The sequence below is a fragment of the Pseudovibrio japonicus genome (assembly GCF_014651595.1).
GTDB lineage: Bacteria > Pseudomonadota > Alphaproteobacteria > Rhizobiales > Stappiaceae > Pseudovibrio > Pseudovibrio japonicus.
Genome location: NZ_BMXE01000004.1, coordinates 563,618 through 584,128, shown reverse-complemented (window position 1 = coordinate 584,128; position 20,511 = coordinate 563,618). Strand labels below are relative to the sequence as shown.

13 protein-coding genes and 2 pseudogenes are annotated in these 20,511 nt (G+C 50.6%); 7 read left to right on the top strand and 8 right to left on the bottom strand.

The window, feature by feature from the left end; translation table 11 throughout:
• From IE076_RS14235 to IE076_RS14210, 6 genes and pseudogenes are all read right to left on the bottom strand, one after another.
• Positions 1-566, bottom strand: a pseudogene (locus IE076_RS14235) (right-handed parallel beta-helix repeat-containing protein); the annotation flags it as partial.
• 12 nt (positions 567-578) lie between these two features.
• Positions 579-2,486, bottom strand: coding sequence for a TAT-dependent nitrous-oxide reductase (gene nosZ / locus IE076_RS14230; protein WP_189437420.1), 1,908 nt, complete (start codon positions 2,484-2,486; stop codon positions 579-581).
• Between the two features lie 63 nt (positions 2,487-2,549).
• Positions 2,550-4,730, bottom strand: a complete 2,181-nt coding sequence (locus IE076_RS14225) for a NosR/NirI family protein (protein WP_189437419.1) — start codon at positions 4,728-4,730, stop codon at positions 2,550-2,552.
• A gap of 394 nt (positions 4,731-5,124) precedes the next feature.
• Complete coding sequence (locus IE076_RS14220; protein ID WP_189437418.1) at positions 5,125-5,268, bottom strand: hypothetical protein; 144 nt, start codon at positions 5,266-5,268, stop codon at positions 5,125-5,127.
• Positions 5,269-5,388: 120 nt separating this feature from the next.
• Positions 5,389-5,571, bottom strand: coding sequence for a phage integrase central domain-containing protein (locus tag IE076_RS14215; RefSeq protein ID WP_189437417.1), 183 nt, complete (start codon positions 5,569-5,571; stop codon positions 5,389-5,391).
• A gap of 192 nt (positions 5,572-5,763) precedes the next feature.
• On the bottom strand, positions 5,764-6,219 hold the full coding sequence (locus tag IE076_RS14210) for a RidA family protein (protein WP_189437416.1): 456 nt from the start codon (positions 6,217-6,219) through the stop codon (positions 5,764-5,766).
• 410 nt (positions 6,220-6,629) lie between these two features.
• Between IE076_RS14210 and IE076_RS14205 the strand changes: the two genes are divergently transcribed.
• From IE076_RS14205 to IE076_RS14180, 6 genes and pseudogenes are all read left to right on the top strand, one after another.
• A complete protein-coding gene (locus IE076_RS14205; protein WP_189437415.1) occupies positions 6,630-7,337 on the top strand; it encodes an FkbM family methyltransferase in 708 nt (235 codons plus the stop codon).
• A 1,282-nt stretch (positions 7,338-8,619) separates the two neighbouring features.
• Positions 8,620-9,765 carry a porin gene (locus tag IE076_RS14200; protein WP_189437414.1) on the top strand — a complete coding sequence of 382 codons (1,146 nt, stop codon included), beginning with the start codon at positions 8,620-8,622 and terminating at the stop codon, positions 9,763-9,765.
• A 608-nt stretch (positions 9,766-10,373) separates the two neighbouring features.
• The gene (locus IE076_RS14195) at positions 10,374-11,423 is read left to right on the top strand and encodes a porin (protein ID WP_189437413.1); all 1,050 of its coding nucleotides are present in this window, start codon (positions 10,374-10,376) and stop codon (positions 11,421-11,423) included.
• Between the two features lie 201 nt (positions 11,424-11,624).
• A pseudogene (gene tnpA / locus IE076_RS14190) lies at positions 11,625-12,059 on the top strand (IS200/IS605 family transposase).
• A gap of 882 nt (positions 12,060-12,941) precedes the next feature.
• The gene (locus IE076_RS14185; RefSeq protein ID WP_189437412.1) at positions 12,942-13,997 is read left to right on the top strand and encodes a porin; all 1,056 of its coding nucleotides are present in this window, start codon (positions 12,942-12,944) and stop codon (positions 13,995-13,997) included.
• A gap of 485 nt (positions 13,998-14,482) precedes the next feature.
• On the top strand, positions 14,483-15,715 hold the full coding sequence (locus IE076_RS14180) for a porin (RefSeq protein ID WP_189437411.1): 1,233 nt from the start codon (positions 14,483-14,485) through the stop codon (positions 15,713-15,715).
• Positions 15,716-15,780: 65 nt separating this feature from the next.
• Here IE076_RS14180 and IE076_RS14175 read toward each other — a convergent pair whose 3' ends face one another.
• Together IE076_RS14175 and IE076_RS14170 are read right to left on the bottom strand one after the other, a co-directional pair.
• Complete coding sequence (locus tag IE076_RS14175; protein ID WP_189437410.1) at positions 15,781-16,686, bottom strand: alpha/beta fold hydrolase; 906 nt, start codon at positions 16,684-16,686, stop codon at positions 15,781-15,783.
• A 301-nt stretch (positions 16,687-16,987) separates the two neighbouring features.
• The gene (locus tag IE076_RS14170; protein WP_209009109.1) at positions 16,988-19,093 is read right to left on the bottom strand and encodes a lytic transglycosylase domain-containing protein; all 2,106 of its coding nucleotides are present in this window, start codon (positions 19,091-19,093) and stop codon (positions 16,988-16,990) included.
• Positions 19,094-19,598: 505 nt separating this feature from the next.
• Between IE076_RS14170 and dapA the strand changes: the two genes are divergently transcribed.
• Positions 19,599-20,477: a 4-hydroxy-tetrahydrodipicolinate synthase gene (gene dapA, locus IE076_RS14165; RefSeq protein ID WP_189437408.1), complete on the top strand. Its 879-nt coding sequence runs from the start codon at positions 19,599-19,601 to the stop codon at positions 20,475-20,477.
• Positions 20,478-20,511: the final 34 nt, after the last annotated feature.

The window sequence follows — 20,511 nt, the reverse complement described above, 5'->3', positions numbered from 1 at the left end:
AAAATCCCGTCCCGGCCATATCGGATGGTGTTGTACTCCACCAGAAGGCGCGGCGCATTCCAGATGTAGATGCCGTTGCCGCGCTCATTGGGGCGCAGATCCTGACGTCCTTCAATCAGATTATCGGCAATATATGCGTCCTTGGGTCCATGAGCATCGACACCCACCAGATTGTTGAGGAACTTGTTGCCGGTAATTCGGGCACGGTCTGCGTCTTTGGTCAGCTTCACGCCTGAATCAATTGTCTCATTAGAAAGACCGGAACCGGTGATCACCAGTCCATCGACGACCACATCTGGTGCCTCGACAGTAATGACCGAGCCTTTGCCGTTGCCCTTAAGCTGCGCGCCTGGCTCTCCTTTAAGCACCAAAGACCGGTCGATGACGACCGGTCCCTGATGAGTTCCAGCAGAAAGGCGTAAGACGTCTCCGTCCTGCGCCTTTTCCAAGGCGCGGGCCAAGGCATCGGGCTGCGCAGGAACTTTAAGCTCAGCAGCATGAGCGGACATGCTCACACCCACCAAAGCCGCTGCTCCAAGCACTGTTTGCCAGACCAACCTTGTCATACCCGCTGCTCCTTATGCGTCGCGTGGCTCAACCAGCATACGGCCACGCATTTCCATGTGCAGGGCGTGACAGAACCACTGACAATAGAACCAGTGAACACCTGGACGCTCCGCAATGAAGGTGACGGAAGCTGTTGCCTGGGGTGCAACTTCCATAGCAATGCCGTAGTTGGAGAGACAGAAGCCGTGTGTCAGGTCGTCAATGTCATCAATGTTGGTGACATAAACGGTGACTTCATCGCCCTGCCTCACAGTGAACTTCTCAAGAGAGAACATTGGCGCGGCAGAGTACATGTATACACGAACCTTGTTACCATCACGGATAACGTCCTCTGCTGCTTCCAACTCAACACCATCTATTTCTGCCTGTGCAACTGCATCAGCAAACATGGGGTCGTCTCGAGTCCAGATAGATTCCGGATTCACAAGGTCACGACGAACGAGGGTGACATCATGCGGCTCAGCGAATGCCGGGCTGTCATGAACGAGCACCATTTCGTCGCCGGAAATGTCGATCAGCTGCTCGTTTTCTGGCTTCAGAGGACCAACATTTATGAAGCGGTCTTTAGAGAACTTATTCAGTGAAAGAAGCCACTTGCCATCCGCGTCCAAAGTTTCACCCATAGTGGTATGGTTGTGACCTGGCTGATAAGCCACATCGATTTTTGAGTGGATTGGATCAACATCTTCGCCAGCGTACTGGCGGATCGCTTTGTCGATGTCCCACTTTACCATCTGGCTGTCGAGGAACAGTGTAGTGTAGGCAAATCCGCGGTTGTCGAATGCAGTGTGGAGAGGGCCAAGGCCCAGCTCTGGTTCTGCAACAACTGCGGAGCGTGGCTCTGCACCGTCGAACACTGCTTCCAGCTTGTCCACGTCGATCACGGTTACCGTTGGAGACAGCTTACCAGCGATCATGACGTGCTTTCTGTCTGGGCAGGTGTTACAGCCGTGCGGGTTGTTTGGTATTGGGATGTATGCGGTGTAAGTGGAGCCTTTGCGGCCATCAAGCACAGGCACACCGTTCAGCATCTGATAGTCGCCGTTTTGAACGCCCTCTTCAATGCGTGCGATGTTGAAGACAACACAGTGATCCATCTCAGCCGCAGTCATCTCCGCCAAGTCTACACCCATTTCTGAGTTGTAACTGGTAGAGAATGCATATTTGCCCTGATAGTCAGCGTCACAGTTGTCCAGGTTCCCGGATACGATAATCTGCCATGCCACTTCCATGGTGTCGCCATCAATCGCGGAGAAGATGCAGCGGTACTCTTCTGGTTCATCGAGGATTGTTCCGTCATTGACCAGTGGAGCTTCGTGCTCACCGTTGGCAAAGATGTAGCCGGTACGAGGCCATTTTTGCGGACGCATACCATGGATAGCATTTGCGTTTGGTACTTCAACAATCTTGTCTGTTTTCATGACGTCACAGCGAATACGCGCCACGCGTGTATTTGCCTTGTCATTCACGAAAAGATAACGACCGTCGTACGTACCTTCATTGAAGGACATGTGTGGATGGTGAAGGTCACCGTTGTCATAGGTCTCCCTGCCATGAGCCGCAAGGAACGCCTTGGTTTCTGGTAGAAGGTTTTCAGTCAGGATCTTCTTGGATTCGTTGGTCTGGCCCCAACCAGTTGCAGAACAACGGTTGAATACAGGAATACGCATGAGTTCACGCATGGATGGGATACCCAGGATGCGCATTTCGCCAGACTGGCCGGAAGACCAGAAGCCGTAGTATTCGTCCAGATCACCTGGAGCGACGTCAAAGTCGTTACCTTCTGCTGCCTTTGCTGCAGAGATGCCGCCATTGGCGTTCGCCACTGCAACCGCAGCCAAGCCCGCAACTGCAGCTGTATTCGCTGTACCGCTTAGCAATGCGCGGCGTGACATACCTGTTTCTCTTTTATCGGTCATGACAGTCTCCTTTGCGGTTTTCTCGTACGGAACGGCCTAAGCGGATGAACTGACGGAAGTGTCCTATCCCGTCTTCGAAATACCCGTCTGCACTTCGAACTTCTTGCGTCTGGCAAGTTTATTGATGCAGACCGGACATTTGTCGTCGCTCTGATACAGAACCTGACAATGCAGGCAGTTCAGGCATTCGTTTGGATTGATGTTTCCTTCAGGATGAATGGCACCGACCATGCATTCCTTCGCGCAACGAGCGCATGGGTTTCCGCATTCCTTGTAGCGCTTCAGCCAATCGAACATGTGCAGGCGCGCTGGGATGGCGAGAGCAGCCCCTAAAGGACAGAGATAGCGGCAGTAGAACCGTTCGATAAACAGGCCAACAATCAGCAGCGCGACTGCAAAGAGCACAAATGGCCATCCGCGCTGGAACTTCATAATGATAGCGGTCTTGAATGGCTCGACTTCAGCGTAATGCTCAGCAATTGGCAGTGAGTAAAGTGACAGACCAAACAGACCAAGGAAGATCATGTACTTCACGGGCCAGAGGCGCTCATGCAAGCCCCATGGCAAAGCTATCTGCGGCACCTTGAAGAACTTGGCGATCCGGTTTGTCAGTTCCTGCAAAGCGCCGAACGGGCAGAGCCAGCCACAGTAGGCGCCACGTCCCCAGAAGATGAGGGCTGCTGCAACTGAAAACCACAGCAGGAACACCAGTGGATCCATCAGGAAGGCGCTCCAGCTGAATTCGGTTGTCAGCGCAGAGAAAAATGCCAGTACGTTCACAACGGATAGTTGCGCGTTTTGCATCCAGCCAAGCCAGAACAAGACAAAGGTTAGGAAGCCAATGCGGAACCAGAAGGTGAATTTCTCCGACTTGGTAACCTGCATCTGGAAGAAGAAAACACTTGTCAAAACTGCAAGCGCGACAGCGAGCACCACGATATCTGTCTGCCGGCCCTCCCAAATACGCTGCCACAGTTCAGCCTGACCCTGCTCATCGGAACCCGAAGCCGCATTTGGGCTACCTCCGGTGTCTGCAGAGGCTGCAAGCGTGGTGTCTACAGCCTTCAGGTATTGCGGTGGCAACTGATAGTCCAGATCGAAGGTCAGGAAGGCCTTTTCAATGGGACCAATTGCGCGTTGCACAAGCACCTGCAACTCGAAGGGTTCGCTTGGATCAAAGCCGGAGTCAGCTGGGATAGTGAAGATGTCCAACTCTTTGAAGGTTGGCGCATCATCTGCTGCGACAACACCCAGACGTTGGTGTTGGCTATCTCTAAAGCGAACAGAAATGTCATTCTGGATCAAATGAATGCGGTCAAAGATACCGCCACGTACGTAGCCTGTGCCTTTGAAGGAGTAACGGCCACGACCAAGCACGACGATAGCGTGGTCACCTTGTTCCAGGCGGTCTTTCAGGTTGTTGTACTCAGCGTCACCCATGATGGTACGGCCAATTGTGGGGACATCAACCAGTGCCATGTACATGTCGACATAAGCGTCTGTGTCTGGACCTTCTTCAGGACGATTAATTGCTTCCGGGTTGCCCTGTTCAATGAATGCAGCGTTGATCTGCCCAACATCAAGCGACAGGTGGCTAACAGAGCCATCACCGACCAGTGTCATCCAGTCAGAGACTTCAGTCTTGTCTGGATCGATCTCGAATCTTGGTCCCGCGTTTGCATTCGCGCTTTCCAGATTACCGATTCCGAGGGTGCGTGCCACCATCAGGCTCGCCCTGACAATAGAATCGTCGATCACCATGACGGTAACTGTGGCGCCTGAGATAATGTCGAGCTCATGGGCTGACCCAAACTGCTCAGCTTCTCTCTTGATATCAAGGCCAGCGTAGTTCTCGGTGACTTGTTCAATCTCGCTTTCAGGAATACCAACCAAAACGATTGGTTCAGCGTGCTGCTCCAGTTGAACACTTGTTAGTATGCCGTCCGTGTTCATGCCAACCAGAGTATCAATAGGTTTGCCGGAATATCCTGTTGTGGAAACCAAATCACTGGTCAGAAAAACCCAACCTAAGACCTCATCGCCGGCCAAGGCTGGTAGAACGGCAATATCCTCACGCAACTCACCATATCGATCGGCTGTTGGGAAGAATTCCGTCACCTCAACTTCCTCTGCATAGTCGAGAATACGGCTTGAAGATTCGGAGGCAGCTATCGCGTAGTTCGGCGCACCGAGCAGGAACGTAAAAATTAGAAGAAAGACAGTGCGTAGCCGGAGAGTTTGCATTCCGAAACACCTTAGTTCACTTAAGCTAAGGTGTCTTAGGATGGGGGCGAAGATGTGGCACCGAGTGCGGCGAAAAGTCAGGTATGGTGGTCCTGAGCAGCCCCACTTGAGTGGTGCGAATTAAATGCTAGTGCATGGTGGGTTTTGACGTAGAGACTGATCTCGGTCTCTTGTTCTGCAAAGTCATGGTTGGACCGAAAGTCAGCTGTATTAGGCCAAATCTTCGTACTGGTTTCCTAGTTCCGCTATCTCATTGAACCCAGCAGCTTTTGCGTAAGGCGCAGGCTTGCCAAGCGGTCATTGTATAATCGGTAAGCGGTATCCGGTGTTCTGCACTGGCTTACAGGCGCCGCGCCGGAATTGTTCAGAGACGCTTATCGCAATCAAACTCCTCTCAAACAGCGAGGCGCACTTCGTCAGACTGGAAGCAACAAGGGGAAAGGAGCTCAAGTGCTTTTGCTGTCAGCTCACGACGGTCCTGCAGTGAGACAAACCATGCTCGCGCGTCCATAACAGCAACGGCAGGGTAGTGTGTCACTTTCTAGATCTTTGCAGGCGACGGCAACAGTTCTTTGAGGTTGCCACCCCACCGTGCAGGATGGTCGCCTGTGCGCTGGCCGTTCGCTTGTGCCCATGACAAAACCATCGCGATACGGCCTCATAGTTTTGAAGCAGTTTCGATCTTGTTTTCGCATATGGGTTTGAGGACAAGTAAAACATCTTGCGTGGCGATGCCGTCAACAAGCATGTCACCCAACTCTGGGAAGGCATAATTACGCAAAGTTCTGAACCATTGTTCCTTGTGCTTGCCGTTTGACAGTTCCGGAGCCTTTCGCTTCATAATCCGCCCGAAAGCGAAAGCAAACGTTAGGCCTCGTTTCTGCTGCCCGTTTAAGGGGCGATTTGGGTGCAGCTGTACCGATGCGGCAATATACTTAATCCAGCTTGCAGCGGTTCATTTCAGATGGCCAGAGAGATTGCATTGATCACTCAGGTTCTGGATTGTGAACCGCTGCAATTTACAGCTGTTTTGCTATCTGGCTGCGATGCAATCTACTTCTACTTTGGCTCCGAGCGCCAAGCCGTTAGCGCCAAATGCGGCGCGGGCTGGAAAGCGGCCCTCCTCAAAATAGGTTTTGTAGACATTGTTAAACTCACCCCATTCCTTAATGTCTGCAAGCATGACGGTGCACTTAACCAGGTTGCTCAAATCCATCCCGTGCGCTTCCAGTGACGTCTTGATATTTTCCATCACCTGAACTGTTTCACCGGAGATGCCGCCCTCTGCAAGTTTCAGTTGGCCAGGAATATTTCCGATCTGACCGGATAGGTACACGGTCTCTCCAACAACAACCGCTTCAGAAAACGGCAGGTTGGTCGGAAGCACTTTTCCCGAGTTGAGGTATTCAACAGGCCCTGACGCCATTGCGGAAGATCCGGAGGCAACTGCCAGCATCGCGGCAGTCAGGAGTAGGTTTATCTTTTTCATGAAAGGCTCCTCGAGAAGGTTTGTCGTTTTGCTTCATTTTTTTAAAGTGCGAAATGCAATTTAAGACGAAGAAAATCGTTGGCGCTCAATATCTACTATTGATAGTAGATTCGACTAAAGTGAAGAATAAATGGGTAAATGTACGTATGTAAACCAGTTTGGGCCTTTAAAGCCAAGACCTTCTTAGGAGCTCATGTCGGAGTGTGTTATTGGAGGCTGGTCCAGGAAGGTGCTGGAGAGTTGGTTTAGGCGACGCAATTTCTGACTACTTATACATTATATATACGACCTGCGTGGCAGAGCGCTCCGGATGCTGGCGTGGTACCCAACAAACTCACTAGCGTCGTTCCAAGAATTGTCGTTTGCTTGCGAGCTGAATAGCATTGGTATCCATAAATGAGGAACGCCCCATGCTTGCATCAGAACAGAAAAACGGTTTGCTTCATCCTGAAGGTCTTCTTGGCAAACAATTTCTGAAACTCACCAAAATCTTCAAGCTATGGGTGCTGAGAGATCCGAAGGTCATTGCCATTCAACGCTGGCGCAAATACTACCGGCACACCAACATCCTTCATGACTTTCCGTTGGATGAACATAGCGTGGTTTTTGATGTTGGTGGTTATCGTGGCGACTACGCGCAAACAATCACCGCTTGTTATGGCAGTCAGGTCTACCTATTCGAGCCATCAAAGCCCTTCTTTGATCATTGCCAGAGGCGATTTGCTGCAGATGCAAGTGTCACCTGCCTGAACTACGGCTTGTCTGACAAGAATGTGCGAGTGGGGTTAAGTCGCGAAGGAGATGGGTCAAGCGTCTATAGCTCTTCTGAAGCAGGGCTGGAGCTCATTCAGCTCCATAAATTCTCTGAGGTCGTGGAAGGATTGGAGGTCCAGACCATTGACCTTATGAAACTCAATATTGAAGGTGGGGAGTTCCCAGTCCTCAACGACATGATTTCCAGCGGAAGCCTTTCTAAAGTGAAACGGCTCCTTATCCAATTTCATGACTTCTACCCCAACGCTGAAGCTGAACGGGAGGCGATACGGGATGAACTCCAGAAGACCCACCGTGAGCTCTGGTGCGAGTTTTTCCTCTGGGAATGCTGGGAGAGGCTGTAATCGTTTCGGGTGGATCTGACGTTGGTGTGATGATGCAGCTCGTGCAGTGCTTTTGCTATTGTCGAAGGGAGCATCTTCGATTTTAGTATTGGTGTTCTTGGTGGTGAGAGTGAGGTGGAGTTTAGTCGTGCAGCCGATGCCGAGTGGCTCTCGCTGAATTATTGATGGCGGTCCGGCTAAGTTGTTCTTTGAGGGGAGGCGATACGGACCGGCCGTCGGCTCCAAGTTTGTAGGCAACGATGGTGCTATTTCAGACGTGCCGGCTCGATTTGTTACACAGATTTAACAGCTCATTCTCTTCCCGATGCTTAGTTGGCTTTAGAGTGTTACGCCTCACGCAATGCTAATTGGTGTGTTGGCGTAGTGGGGGCGCATGTCCAATTGATGGCGGTCAGGCGCATCAGGCCTGAGAAGGGCGATATCCTTTCTTCGAGTTTCCTGCTTTTTGTCGTGATTTCGTGGTCGAGCAGCTTTCAAGAAGGCTGCTTAGCCAACTCATTAAAGTTGGAGTTTGGAGCTGCCTCCTGATTTTACGGGGAGAGGGGGGCCTAGGTGAGAGGTTGCCCGGCTACATCCTGTGATGGGTGAAGTGTTTTATGCTCGAAAAGCATCGGAAGAAGCTGGATTGTCCACATCGTTCGGAAATTGTCAGCACGGTCGGTTTTTCGCAGGTTGGTGATGCATATTCGAAGGTATTTTATCTAAGCCATTGAAATAATAAAGTTATTTGATGTTTCGTGAAGCTTATCGGTTAATACATAAGATATATTGATATGTATTTCATATGTAGATGTTGTGATGTCTTGTCGATGTAACTCACCAAGACTCGCTGGCGACAGGATGGCTGGGTAGGAGAAGTTTGCGCTGAAAGCACTACATTTCGCGCGAAATTATACTTCTTCAATCGCCGATGGCCATCGCAAATACTTAGTGTTGCCCGCATATCACGAAAATTGACGTTAAAGTTCTATGAGGTTGCTTTTGAAGGTGCCGAGCTGTGGTGCTTGTGGCCGATGTTGCGCTCATTCTATCCCTGAATTTTCATGTGTTATTTGTGCCACATCTAATTTTGATGATTCATAAGGCTTATCTGAGTTATTGATTAAAATCGAACGATCACAAATATTGATGATGTGAACAGCGCAGGGCGCACTTGGCGGTGTCCGCGGCAAAGTATGATGTTTCAAACATCGCTTTAGTCGGCATGTGCAAATGGGGAGCCAGAGCAGAATAAGCATCGGCGTGGGGTCGAACTGCTCTGGTTGTAATGAAAGTTAGTACTATGAATATTAAGGCAATCGCCATCGCAGCAGCTGCTGCGGCTACTGCAACTTCCGGTCAGGCTGCTGATCTTCCGGTTGATATCGCACCCGTAGACTACGTTCGCATCGACGATGCATACGGTGCAGGCTTCTTCGTTCTGCCAGGTACTGAAACTGCAATTAAAATCGGCGGTCAAGTACGTGTTGAAGCAAAATTCAACGACCTGACCAAAGACGAAGATTATAAGAAGAAAGACAACCACCAGAACTTCCGTGCACGTGCAAACATCCGCGTTGACACTCGCACTCAGTCTGAACTGGGGCTGATCCGCACGTTCGCTGATTTTCAGTTTACTTCTGACACTGATGCCCGCGACAACGAAGGTGTTACGCTGGACAAAGGTTATGTGCAGGTCGGTGGTCTGACTTTTGGTCGTGCAACTTCTGCATTTGATCTTTGGACCGGTGAGCTGGCAACCAACGTATTTGACCGTCACCTCTCTGACGACACCGTTTGGCAGGCGTCTTACACCTATGCTCTGGCAAATGGTCTGACGATTGCTGGTTCTATTGAAGACAACTCTGATCGCCAGCATGGCATCTACGAGGGCACTGAAGCAGGTAACACCGTACCTTCCTTTGTTGCGAAAGCACTTCTGAACCAAGGTTGGGGTTGGGCTGGCCTGTCCGGCGCTGTGACCAAGGTTGGCGCTGTAGGTGTGGACACGTCTGAAGTTGGCTACGGCGTTTCTGCTGGTTTCGGTATTAATCTCGACATGATCGCACCAGGCGACGTCATCAACTTCCAGGCTGCCTATGCAGATGGCGCGCTGGCTTATGTTGGTGCTGATGACACAACTGATGCTGTTGTATCTACTGGTGGCAAGCTGAAAACCAATAAGGCATGGTCTGTTGCTGGTGGCTACATGCATAATTGGACGTCCGAGATCGCTTCCGGCATCGAAGCTTCTTACCTCGACGTAGAATACGGCAACGGAGTAGCTCCGGCTGACTTTAACGAACTGGTTGTTGCAGGTTCTCTTGAATTCCGCCCGGTTGAAGGTTTGTTGTTCTCTGCAGGTGCTGGCTGGAAACAGGAAGACGTAGATGGTGGCGACAAAACCGATGCTGCTACAGTGAACCTCCGCGTTCAGCGTTCTTTCTAAGACCTACTTAGGCCTTAGAACCTCATTGGACTGTCAATAATCCTGATTTTCCAATGTCTCTTATTCCCGGTGGTGTCCAAAACCACCGGGTTCCCGTGTTCAATTTGGATGCGCAAGATATTGACTTGCCTATTTCTACTGCGAGTTTGCTCTTTAAATTTCAACGCCATTTTTAATCCCCAGAGAGCCAATTTCTCTAGGCGCTTCTGAAGGATGTATTTTAAATGAACTCCGATTTGCCCAAACGGTGAACCGGGAGTATTAAATTTCCTTTTATTACAATCAGTTGTGATGGTTTAGAATGACTTCCAACTAAGCTTGTTGGGGGTGTTCGAGCTGCTTCATGCAAAAGCTATTGTGTCAAAAAAAACACACCATTTTGACGTGGTGATGTCTCACCCCTTCCAAACCACTAGGTTGATATTGCGATCCTCCATCGCCTCAGGCATCTATATATCCATTGACGCGGTCGAGCCGATTGGATGTTTTGCCAGATTGTGGCGAGCCTTTCAGGTTCTCGTGTCGCTGGGAAAAGAAGAAATGTGAGCTGCTCCAAACAGGTCACGCCAATTTTTTCTTTCATTGAGAGACATTGGAAGGTCAGGATTATGAACGTTAAAACTATTGCACTCGCTGCTGCAGCTGCTGCAGCTGCAACTTCTGCACAGGCTGCAGATCTGCCTATGGCTGCTGAGCCAGTAAACTACGTACAGGCATGTGACGCATTCGGCGCTGGTTACTTCCAGCTTCCAGGCAAAGACACCTGCATCCAGCTCGGCGGTCGTATCCGTGCGCAGGTCGTATCCGGTAACATCTCCGACGATGAAGCTGACGAGTACGATGCTTACTCAAAAGGCTACCTGTATTTCACATCCATGACCAACTCTGAAATTGGTACAATCAAGACCTACACAGAGCTGACTGCAAAGTGGTCTGACGATGACACCGAGGAAGCCATCGAAGCTGGCGATGTTTACGTTCAGCTCGGTATGGACTACGGTTCTTTCCTGTTTGGTCGTGAAGGTTCTGCATTCGATGCCTTCACCGGTTACACTTGGATTGGCCCAGTCGGCAACGCCTATTCTGATCAGTCTACCCTGCAGGGTTCCTTCACAGCTGACCTTGGTTCAGGTCTGACAGCGACTGTTTCTGTTGAAGATTCTTCCTACCGTGGTGGTGAAGATAACGCAGCAGACATCGTTGGTGCATTGAAGATCTCCCAGGGTTGGGGCTCTTTCAAGGTAGCTGGTGCTGCTCATAACCAAGATGGCGATGACTACGGTTACGCAGTAGGCGCAACCGCTGCAATCAACCTTGACATGCTGGCCGAAGGCGCTGAGTTCACCTTCCAGGCACAATACGCCGATGAAGCTGGTAGCTACATCGCTGCAGATGCTGCAGAGACCGGTTACGCACTTTCCGGCGGTGTTGAAGTTCCTCTGACCGAAAAACTGACTGCTGCTCTCGACGTTTCTTATCAGGATCTGGATAACGACAACGACGAGAACACCACTGCAATCAATGGTTCTTTGGCATACAGCCCGGTTTCCGGCCTAACCTTCGCTGTTGCAGCAGGTTATGCAGACGCAAACTCTGACAATGCAGACAAAGACACAGAGACCTCCCAGATCGGTGCTCGTGTACAGTACACCTTCTAATCTGGTGTAAAAATTTAATGGCTTGATCGCCATTTAGTTTCAGAAAGCCTCGGCAACTGACGTTGTCGGGGTTTTTTGTTGTAAGCAAAATAATCCTCCACCTCCGGTGGAGGACTGCAAGAGTTCCACATTCTCAGTAAGAGACCTCCCTGCTTGGGCCATTGGCGTGGCCTTTGAACGAAGAAGCAGGGAGGGTTTTTTATGGATACCGATCACCTTAACTACAGCACGTGGGACTGCAAATATCACGTTGTCTTTCCGAGTAAGTACCGGACAAAGCGTCTTTACGGTGAGTTACGAAGAGAACTGAAAGATTGGTTTGTTAGTTTAACCTTGCAGAAAGGTTGTCGGACTGAGGAGGGTGAGCTCATGCCAGACCATGTACATATGCTGATCTCGATCCCACCCAAATACTCAGTCTCTCACATTGTTGGGTTCTTGAGGGGCAAGACCTCACTTTGAGTTGCCAATAAGTATGCGAGGAAACGGTGCTGCAAAGGGTATCATTTTTGGGCGCGGGGATACTTTGTCTCAACCACGGGCTATCAAGAACAGGTCGTTAGACGCTATACCCAAAATCCGGAGAAAAAGGATAAGGCGAGTGACTACAGCGACCTGTTTAAATTGAATTCTTGAGCGCTAGTTAAACCACTTTAAGTGGTTCAAGTGAGGCGTTTCAAACCTCCACCTCTGGTGGAGGTCTTTGACTTTTTGTCTTCTGCTTATCGCGAGTGCGGGTGAGGCGGGCTATGCCGCCCGCAGCAGGTTTGAGAGCTCCGTGCCACTCAAGCTTCGTTAGCGGTTCCCAGGCTACCCAGTGGAGCGGTGCTTCTTTGGTTGTGCCCTGCTATTGGTTCTGCAGTTTGGTGTTTTGAAGAACCGTACATCAATGACGTTCCTCAATGTGACGGTATGCCTGATCCTACTTAGAGATTTGGTCTGTTTGAATTGCTGTGCGCCTCCGTGATCCTGCTGCATCCTATCGTCAGGAAATGCGTTATCTTTCCATGATTGCCTAATTCTATTGATACCTTATTCACATTTACTAGACTCAAGGGAGTAGATACCAATGAACGTTTGGAACGTGATGTAAGTAGATCCAATTTCTTGGTTGGTGAAAGTGTTGTTGATGTTAATATACTGAAGATAATGAATAATTTTTCATTCTCTTTAGGTGGTTGCCCGAAACCTCCAAATAATTTTCTAACAGTCTGGGGATGCTGTTGTGTCCTGTATATCGTGGTTTGCCCGATCCTTCTGTTGCAAAAAATACACATGTCAAAAATCACAAGTAGAAATAGGCAATCAAGTAACCTATACGGGCTTGCCTAAAGCTACTGATATTGTAATTTCTCCTCACGAACCTTCAGGGGGCTTTCTCATCAGCTAGGGCTTGATTTGAGGCGGAGGGTTCGAGGGGACAGTTCAGACGCGTTTGATGACGGTGTTCGCACCAGAGTTGCGGTTTGATGATCTGTTTTAAATAAAGTTTAAAATCCTTATTATGGGAAGCTTGTGATGAACTTCAAGAAAATCGCACTCGCAGCAGCAGCTGCTGCAGCTGCAACTCCAGCAATGGCTGCTGACCTTCCAGTAGTTGCCGAGCCAGTAAACTACGTTCAGGCCTGTGACGCTTTTGGCGCTGGTTACTTCCAGCTGCCAGGTAAAGACACCTGCATCAAGCTCGGCGGTCGTATTCGTACAAACTTCGTGTCTCATAACCTGAAGCATGGTCTGGATGATGCTAACCCGTACAAAGCCTACGCTCGTGGCTACCTGTACTTCAATTCCATGACTACAACTGAGTTCGCTACGATCGAAACTTACACTGCGTTCCTTGCTAACCACGACCAGGATGGCAACGACACAGTAATTATCGATGATGTGTACGTGCAGCTCGGCTTCGAGTCTGGTTCACTTCTGATTGGTGATACGCTTTCCCAGTTTGATGCCTTTACAGGTTACACTTGGATTGCTCCGGTTTCTCAGAATTTCTCCGAAACCTATCCGTTGTTGATTGGTTACACTGCTGATCTGGGTAATGGTCTGTCTCTGACTGCTTCTATCGAAGACTCCACTGAACGTGGTGGCGCTAACAACCGTGCAGATTTCGTAGGGGCACTTTCTGTATCTCAGGGCTGGGGTAGCGCGAAGCTCTCTGCAGCGACGCATGCGTATGATGGCGATGACTACGGTTATGCTCTCAGCGCTAGCGTGACAGTCACTGCTATGGAAGGCATCGAAGCAAGCTTCCAGGCACAATACGCTGATCAGGCCGTTTCATATATCGGCGGAGCAGCTGAATCCGGCTTCACAGACGCAGCTGGTGTAACTGGCTTCAACGTTGGTGGTGGTGTTAAGGGTGATCTGAGCGATAAAGTATCTGCTATGCTCGACTTCTCCTATCTGTCACTTGACCAGGGAGCAGCCGACTACGACCGCACCGGAATTGATGCTTCCGTTGTTTATACTCCAGTTACTGGTCTTTCCTTCGCAGTTGCTGCAGGTTGGGGTGATGACTCCAACGACAATGAAGAGATCAAAGTTGGTACACGCGTACAGTACTCCTTCTAAGATATCTTAGAATGATGGCTTCGGCGGCGGTGTCGCCGGAGCCACCTTATAAAGCCTTGATGTGATACCTGCCACAGACTTGCATATGCAGGGTGTATAGATAGGTGCTACTTCAAGATTTTATGTGTTTTGGTTTTGCTCAAAACCTTTTAAACTATATCTGGTTGAAGTTCATATATCCTGATCTTTCAATCAGTCTCTCAAGCCCGGCGGTTCCAACCCGTCGGGCTTTCCCATTTGTGCCTCTTCCTCAAGTTTTTAATGATTAATAGGCTTTGGCTATCTCTTAAACTGTGAAATTTTTCTCAGTTAAACCCTTTGTGTATTTCAGTTGGGTGAGAAAATCCTGACCAATCTATAGTAATTGCGAAAATTGAACCTTGGCGTAATTGTCTAGTTGCACAGGGGTAGTCATTGCAGCTTATTTTGTTCGCTGCAGTTGTGGGCATTGGACTACTCCGAGTGACGGATGGAGGTTTAATACTATGACGAAAAAGCTGATATTCCTGCCGGTCTTGCTGTCATTCGGAGCTGCAGCACAGGCTACAGATTTGCCTAAACCTGTTTATCGAGCCAGTTCGGAGCCGGTCAATCTGGTGGAGCCACTGGATTACGTGCAGGTCTGCGATGCTTATGGTGAGGGCTTTTTCTATATCCCCGGAACGCAGACTTGTCTTCGTTTGAGTGGACGAGTGCGGACCGACGCGCTCTATCGGCGTTTTGCGGACAAACCGCAGAACTGGGGCGGTGTTGTTGATGATAGTCCGCAAGGCAGAGATCTGAATTCAATGCGATTTCGCGCGCGGTCTTACATCCGTATGGATGCGAGATCTGATACAGAGTTCGGGTTTGTTCGTGCGTTCTCAGAGCTGCGGGCCACCGTGGATTCAGACAGTGAACGCTATGGGGAGTCCCCGATCATGGATCTGAATAAGGCTTATATTCAGTTCGGTGGCTTTACCATTGGGCGCACTGGCTCTTTGTTTGACTTCTTTACGGGCGCCACGTTTGGCTCCGTGCATCGCGACTGGTCGGATGCGAACTCGTGGTCTGCGGCATACACGGAAGTGTTTGATGACGGTGTTTCTGTAACCGTTTCTGTCGAAGATCCTGTTTACCGTGCGCACGGTGTGTTTACCGGTGTTGAAGGCGAGAATGGTAGGGCCGGAAATAAAGCGCCGGATGCGGTGGCTGCGTTCCGGATGGATGGCGACTGGGGGAGTGCGAAGCTGTCGGCTGCTGCGACGCATATTCGGCCTGAGGCGGCGTATGTTCCGGGTGAAGTTGGATGGGCAGTTGGGGCAGGGGCGATTATCAATCTACCACAGCTCGGCAGTCAGGATGCAATGGCTTTGCAGTTCCAATACGGAAATGGTGCTGTCTCCTACGCGGGCATTGATGACGATGAGGTTTTTGATGCCTACTACATTGGTGGTGATACCCGTAAGACAGAGGCATTGTCTTTCTCCGGCGGATTTACTCACTATGTAACGCCTGATGTGAGGACGGACTTTGATGCCAGTTACGCGGTGGTTGATACGCCGACTGGGGCACCGCTTCCTGACTTTAACCGGGTATCGCTGGATTGGGATCTTGTCTGGTCGCCGGTAACAGGTCTGGAGATGGGTGTTGACTTTGGATATGTGAGGACTTCGCCAGAGGAGACGAAAGACTTTGATGAGGGCAGTGCGCTGTTTAGGGTTCAGAAGACCTTCTAAATTTTGAGTTTCTTGAAGGACTTGGGAGTTGGATCTAACGATCCAGCTCCTCTTTTTTGCGTGGTTCATGTGTTTGCGAGAACAAAACTCCGAATGTGGTTCTGAGAGAGTTGATCCCAGAGCAAGGGTGCGTGACCTTGATTGGGCACAGTCAAGACTTCCATCTTTTGATGTGTCTGCTGCATCTCCTTGACAGTGTTTGCCGAGAGGAGGGGGGAGTTTTGCCCGTGAAGCAGGAGGTGCGGGATTGGTTTTAGGGCGCCAAATGGTTTCCAGAGATTATCGTCCGGGGCGGCTTTGTTTTCTCTGCGGATCGTGTCCCCCAACCGTTTGTCGTAGTGAAGGATTACGCCATCAGAAACTGGGGTGTATAGTTGATTAGCAAAGGTTATCCAGTCTTCTTCCGACATGGCAGTGAATGTGGTTCCATGAATGGACGCCTGACGTTCGGCTGCTGCATGCATGTTTGGTTGCTTCATGAGTGTGCCCACTGAAGCGATGATGTCATCAAGGGCAGGTGGCTCAATTACTGGGCCGATATCGTTGATAATCACAGACAAGAGGCGTTCTGGATAGCGCTGCGCCATAAAGACGGCATGGAGGCCGCCGCGGGAGGTGCCGATCAACGCAAATTTATCGAGGCCGAGAGCTTCTATACCGCGATCGATGTCATCTGCCTCCTGACTGAGGCTGTAGGTTTTAAAGTCATCAGAATGGTCTGATAGGCCGCGACCACGGTAATCCATGGCGATGACGCGGAGTCCGTTCTTTCTCAGGTAATTTGCCAGGTAGTAGAAATCTCGTGTGTTTCTTGTGAGCCCAGGAAGACAGACCACTGTTGGCTCACAAGGGGCTTCCGGTTCCCAGATGTGCGCTGACAGGGTTAGGCCGTCACTTGCCTTCCAAGTGAAACGGGTTGCGCCAGCTACGTTTTGAAGGTCACTGTCGATATAATCAGAGGCTTGAAGCATGAAACCCTCCCGAAATGCTTCTGAGTTTTCAGCGTATTATACTGTAGCTCTCTATGAAATCCGCGTTATCAAACGGTGTTTGCGTACGGATTGAGTTGTGAGGCCCTTGTATGGTCTCAGTAAAGGAGCTTGATGAACGCTGACTTAGTTATACTCACCATAGGGCAGGTTTTTGCGCGTGTCTTGTCAAAGTTGTGGGAGGCATCAGGCGATGGGAGCGAAGGGATCTTCTGCCCAAAATGCAAAAGACCCGACAATATTGCCGGGCACTTTGCATCGGATAGTTTCTGTGCAAGGCTTGTTAATAGCCGCGTGTCAGGTCCTGTGTGATCGTGAGTGGCTTGTTTTCAAGCTTGTAGCGATAGACCTGAAGGTTTTCTGTGATGCGTTGCACGTAGTTCCGAGTTTCGGTGTAAGGAATTGATTCAACCCAATCAATTGGATCGACGCTTGGATTGCGCGGATCACCAAAGCGCTCGATCCATTCCTTCACCTTGTTCTTTCCTGCATTGTAGGCTGCGAAAGTAAGGATGTAGGACCCATCGAATTCTTCTGCCAAATCACCCAGGACCGCGGCGCCAAGCGTGGCGTTGTAGGCCGGATCTGAGGTGAGGCGCGATTTATTGTAGGAGACGCCGAGCTTACGAGCGGTCTCGCGTGCTGTTCCGGGCATCAGCTGAAGTAATCCCAGTGCGCCAGCAGAACTGCGTGCTTCGGGGTTAAATGAGCTCTCTTGTCGTGCGATTGCATAAACTACTGGTGTTTCGATGCCTTTCGTTATGCGCGTTTTGGTTGGAAGTGCGTTGGTTGGGTACGCGAGTGGGGCTGCCTCTGCGCGCTCAGCCTGTGCCAGGCGGCCGACCATTGTTGACCACTGATAGATACCACGCGATTCTGCCAGCTCGGAAAGAAGCCTGAGTTGCCCGTTTGTTGGCAGCGTTCGTGCAAGATGCGTATAGAACAACAGTGAATCACTGTGCAGACCAGCTTCGTCCATGCGTTTGATCGCATGAACGAGCTCGTTCTGATCGAACGCGGCTTGATCTGCCTCTGTCACCTGCGGGAGTGCTGCCAATGGTAGTTGATTGATGCCGAGTTTTGCCAGTGCCAGCTGACCGTAATAGGAGGTCTGAAACGCTCCCGCCTGCTGGTAATAAGAGATGGCGTCCTGCGTGTCTTTGAGGGCTTCCCGTGTTCGGCCTAGCCAATAGTAGGCGCGGGACAGGGTTTGTGAGGTGGTACCAAGCTTGGCGATGCGCTTGAAGTGCGGTTCGGCCAAATTTGGATCCCCAACATATCGCAGGGCAAACCATCCGGCATGAAATTCAGCCTCAACAATCATGCCCGGAGTTTCCGCAGCATGGTGCGCGGCAATATTGTAGGCGCGGCGCGACTGGCCTGCCTCTACCATTTCGCGGGAGATGTCGCGGCGCTGCTGCCACCAACTGTCGCCATGGAGTAAGATGGCGGGGTCGGTTGGGGCTGCCTCCATGAGTTTTGCCGCAGTCTCATAATCGCCCTGTTCGCGATAGTGCTCTATCAGGGCATACTGATAGTTGCTGTCCGATTGCATGGTGCGCGGGACGTTTCTTAGCTTACTAAGAGCGTTCCTGTTTTTGCGGATGCTGGCGATGCGAGCTTGAACGTAAGTCTGTTCGTCCTGAGACAGCTCGGAAAGCAGACGTTCGGCTCCACGGGTTCTGTCTCGGTAGAGCAGCATCTCGGCTCTGAGGCGATGGTCTTTCTGGCTTAGGAGACTGCCGAAGGTTTTGCGGATTGCAGCTTCTTCGTCGGGCTCAAGGATATTTTCTTGCCAAAGTGGGCGGATGAGTTTTGCTGCGTCGCCTTTATTGCCCTGAGCTAGATAAGCCTTTGCGAGAGCGAGTTTACCGTCATTGGTTTCAGGTACAGATGTGCCGAACGCGCCAATGACCTGCGTCGGTGTCAGGTTGGAGGCGGCAAGGGCGACTTCTCCGCGTGCCCGTACAACCTTTGCGGTGGGCCAATGCGGCGCGCTTGCGGCAAACTGAGCAATATGGGTGACAGGTGTTTTAGGTCCGCCGCGTAGCATAATGAACCAATCGGCCAGTCGGCGGTCAAGGTTATCCGGCAAGGCATTGCGGGCGCGCAGGGCTTCATTCAGACGTCCAGCTTTGACGTGCTGCAGCACAGTCTTCAGCGGCTCGACCGATCCGGTTGCTTGAGCTGTGCTCAATCCCTGTGGATAAGAATTTGTTAATGTTGAGGTCGCTTCTACCGCACTTTGCGGACTGGACGGGCGGTTTGAGACCTGATTTTTGCTGCTGCTTATGGGCGTTGCTGGAGCGTAACTGGACAACTGAGTGCTGTTGGTACTGACCGTTATTCCTTGCGCCGTTGCAGAGGGTTTGGAGCGTGGCTTTGCCATGAGCTGCATGCTTTGCAAGGTGCTCTGTTGGCCCGATAAGGTTGCTGTGCGCACGGCTTTAGCAGGGTTCGGAACGGGAATTACGCTGTGATTTAAAGAGGATACAGCAGAAAATGCCGATGCTGAAAAGGTCGTTGCAATCGCAACTGCACTAATTCGTGTCGATACAAGAAGAAGCTTACGGATACGCATACTACTCGTCGGCCAGTCTCACCTGAGTGTTATTTATCCGGCAGAATACGCACCGGACGGTTTAATTCGCAAAAAATCCAATACTCTGTTTGCCACAAACAGAGTAAATATCTGTTTAATGTTTCGCCCGTAGACCTATCATACTCACAGGTGAAACTGGCCTAAATATGAGCACAAAAAAATTCCTGAATCTAATAACAGAAGGTCTTGGTGATATTGTCGAGATGGGCTAGATCATTTTACGGTTTGCCACCCCTTTGAGGGCACATGCAAATTTTGCTCTGTTTATAAGTAATCCAACGAGGAACCTGAAATGTTTAGAGGATCAATTCCAGCGCTTGTCACCCCTTTTAAGGATGGCAAAGTGGATGAGAAGGCCTTCCGGGAATTCGTGGATTGGCAGATAAAACAGGGCTCCCACGGGCTTGTCCCCGTGGGAACAACCGGTGAAAGCCCGACACTATCTTTTGATGAGCACAAGCGCGTTGTACAGATGGCTGTTGAGGTTTCTGCTGGCCGCGTTCCGGTGATGGCCGGGGCGGGCTCAAATAATCCGGTTGAAGCGATTGAGTTTGCGCAGCATGCACAGGAAGTGGGGGCGGATGCAATTTTGTCTGTCACACCTTATTACAACAAGCCAAATCAGGCTGGGTTGAAAGCCCACTTTAAAGCGATTGCTGCTTCTGTAGATCTGCCGATCTACATCTATAACATTCCGGGCCGTTCCATCATTGACATGCTGCCTGAAACCATGGCCGAGCTGTTTGACGAAGTTGACAATATTGTGGGCGTGAAAGACGCCACTGCCAACCTTGCCCGCGCCTCCATGCAGCGTCATCAGTGTGGCAAAGAGTTCATCCAGCTTTCTGGAGAGGATATCACCGCGCTTGGCTTTATGGCTCATGGTGGAAATGGGTGTATCTCTGTGACAGCAAACGTTGCTCCGTCGCTGTGCTCACAGTTTCAGGAAGCGTGTCTTGCAGGTGATTTTGCAACCGCGCTGAGCATTCAGGACCGACTTGCTCCGCTGCATGATGCGATGTTCATCGAACCGAATCCAGCTGGGCCAAAGTATGCTTTGTCCTTGCTTGGCTTGATGGAAGAAGAACTACGTGTGCCTTTGGTTAAAGTCACTGAGGAAACTCAGGAGACCATTCGCAAGGCAATGGTTCATGCTGGCCTGATCAACTAGTCCGGTGTTCTGCGCACCTTTTTGGAGTGTGCGC

What these genes read in the sequence shown, in the direction of transcription:
- IE076_RS14195 (WP_189437413.1), top strand. Translation starts at nt 10,374, where the DNA reads ATGAACGTTAAAACTATTGCACTCGCTGCTGCAGCTGCTGCAGCTGCA.
- dapA (WP_189437408.1), top strand. Translation starts at nt 19,599, where the DNA reads ATGTTTAGAGGATCAATTCCAGCGCTTGTCACCCCTTTTAAGGATGGC.
- IE076_RS14205 (WP_189437415.1), top strand. Translation starts at nt 6,630, where the DNA reads ATGCTTGCATCAGAACAGAAAAACGGTTTGCTTCATCCTGAAGGTCTT.
- IE076_RS14175 (WP_189437410.1), bottom strand. Translation starts at nt 16,686, where the DNA reads ATGCTTCAAGCCTCTGATTATATCGACAGTGACCTTCAAAACGTAGCT.
- IE076_RS14200 (WP_189437414.1), top strand. Translation starts at nt 8,620, where the DNA reads ATGAATATTAAGGCAATCGCCATCGCAGCAGCTGCTGCGGCTACTGCA.
- nosZ (WP_189437420.1), bottom strand. Translation starts at nt 2,486, where the DNA reads ATGACCGATAAAAGAGAAACAGGTATGTCACGCCGCGCATTGCTAAGC.
- IE076_RS14225 (WP_189437419.1), bottom strand. Translation starts at nt 4,730, where the DNA reads ATGCAAACTCTCCGGCTACGCACTGTCTTTCTTCTAATTTTTACGTTC.
- IE076_RS14180 (WP_189437411.1), top strand. Translation starts at nt 14,483, where the DNA reads ATGACGAAAAAGCTGATATTCCTGCCGGTCTTGCTGTCATTCGGAGCT.
- IE076_RS14170 (WP_209009109.1), bottom strand. Translation starts at nt 19,093, where the DNA reads ATGGCAAAGCCACGCTCCAAACCCTCTGCAACGGCGCAAGGAATAACG.
- IE076_RS14210 (WP_189437416.1), bottom strand. Translation starts at nt 6,219, where the DNA reads ATGAAAAAGATAAACCTACTCCTGACTGCCGCGATGCTGGCAGTTGCC.
- IE076_RS14185 (WP_189437412.1), top strand. Translation starts at nt 12,942, where the DNA reads ATGAACTTCAAGAAAATCGCACTCGCAGCAGCAGCTGCTGCAGCTGCA.
- IE076_RS14215 (WP_189437417.1), bottom strand. Translation starts at nt 5,571, where the DNA reads ATGAAGCGAAAGGCTCCGGAACTGTCAAACGGCAAGCACAAGGAACAA.